This is a genomic window from Brevundimonas sp. (genome assembly GCF_036402095.1).
Lineage (GTDB): Bacteria > Pseudomonadota > Alphaproteobacteria > Caulobacterales > Caulobacteraceae > Brevundimonas.
The window spans coordinates 1-1,799 of sequence record NZ_DASWTO010000029.1 but is presented as its reverse complement, the minus strand read 5'-3'; the positions used below and the strand labels follow the sequence as shown (position 1 = coordinate 1,799).

At 71.5% G+C, this 1,799-nt stretch carries 2 protein-coding genes; one reads left to right on the top strand and one right to left on the bottom strand.

Translation table 11 applies throughout. From position 1 onward, the window contains the following. Nucleotides 1-434, top strand: a 434-nt coding sequence (locus VGD32_RS02375; protein WP_331030303.1) for an ATP-binding cassette domain-containing protein, incomplete at its 5' end; no start/stop codon positions are given. Between the two features lies 1 nt (nucleotide 435). Here VGD32_RS02375 and VGD32_RS02370 read toward each other — a convergent pair. Further along, the coding region (locus VGD32_RS02370) for a M20/M25/M40 family metallo-hydrolase (protein WP_331030302.1) at nucleotides 436-1,799 on the bottom strand (1,364 nt) is incomplete at its 5' end.

Here is a 1,799-nt window from a genome sequence, read left to right as displayed (position 1 = left end):
AGCAGAACGTCCGCGCCGTCGTCGAACTGCACCACACCGGCCGTCAGGCCATCGCCGAAGAGACCTCCCGCCTGCTGGAAGAGCTGCGCAGCGACCACTTGCGTCATGCCCCGGCCTCCGGCCTGTCCGGCGGCGAGCGGCGCCGCTGCGAGATCGCCCGCGCCCTCGCCGGCCGCCCCAGCGTCATGCTGCTCGACGAGCCCTTCGCCGGCATCGACCCGCTGGCCATCGCCGATATCCGCCAGGTCATCCGCTACCTGGCGGGCGAGGGCATCGGCGTGCTGATCACCGATCACAACGTCCGCGAGACGCTGGAGATCATCGACCACGCCTCGATCATCTCGGGCGGCGCCGTCCTGTTCGAGGGCAAGGCCGAGGACGTCATCCGCGACCCCGAGGTCCGCCGCGTCTACCTCGGCGACATGTACGGGTGAGTCACAGACCCTCGAGACTCAGCCGCGAAATCAGCACCGCCGCCCGTTGCGACTGGCGCACCAGACTGTCCAGATCGACCCATTCGCCCTCGGCGTGGGCGCCGCCGCCGGCGATGCCCAGCCCGCCCAGCGTATCCACATCCCCGGCCACGAAGCCGCTGTCGGCCGCCCCGCGCCTCGCCGGGTCGTATTCCGCCATCTCCGGCAGGCCGAGGTCGCGGTTGACGGCGTTCAGCCGGGCCAGCAGGGCCCGGTTGCCCTCGGTCGGGGCCATGGGCGGATAGCCGCCGTCCCCGAACACCAGTTCGGCGCTGGTGTGCGGCAGGTGGTCGGCGACAATGGCCTGCATCCCGGCGCGGACGCGGGCGTCCTGTTCGGCCGTCAGGGTGCGCAGATCCCCGCGCGCGATGGCCGTCGAGGCGACGATATTGGTCTTGCCTGAGGCGGTGACGTTGAATCCCTCGGCGTCGATCTCCGCGGGGGTCCCGCCGGCGATGACCCCGACATTGTAGGTCAGGTTCGGCTCCGGCAGCTCGCGGCGGAAGCCGTCGAGGATGCGCGCCACCTCATAGATGGCCCCGTATCCCAGCGTGTCGTTGAACACGCCGCTGGAATGGCCCGTCCGGCCGGTGGCGGTCAGGGTCCAGTTCGACGAACTGCGCCGCGCCACCGTGCCGAACTCCGCCCCGTCGTCGACGGCCAGGTTCTCGAACTCCAGCGCGAAGGCCGCCGCGCGTCCGGCCTCGATCAGATCGCGCCGCGCCACGCTCGCGGGCGTCCCGATCCGCTCCTCGTCGCCGGTCAGCACCACCGTGACGTTGGCGTCCTCCAGCGTTCCCGCCGCCTGCATCGCGCGCAGGGCGGCGACGATCACCACCACCCCGCCCTTGTCGTCGCCGATGCCGGGGCCCGTGGCCCGCGCGCCCTCGCCGCGCTGGAAGGTCTGGAACGGGCTGTCGGCCTCGAACACCGTATCCAGATGGCCGATCAGCAGCACGTTGCGGCCGCGGCCCGGATGCGTCGCCACCAGATGCCCCGCGCGTCCCGTCTCGGCCATGTCGATCCAGCGCACTGCGAACCCCAGCGGCTCCAGCTCGGCCCGGACCATCTCCCCCGTCGCCCGCACCCCCGCCAGGTTCAGCGTCCCGCTGTTCTGGTTCACCAGCCGCTCCAGCAGGGCCACATGCCGGTCATGCTCGGCCTCGACCGTCCGCATCATCGCCTGTTCGGCGGGTGTGGCCTGGGCCAGGACGGCGCCCGGCAGGGCCAGGCAGAGCAGGGCGGTCAGGATCAGGCGCATGGGGGACACTCTCTCGTAGCGGCCCCGAAGCTTGCTGATCAGCGCACCGGAGTAAAGGACGCCGC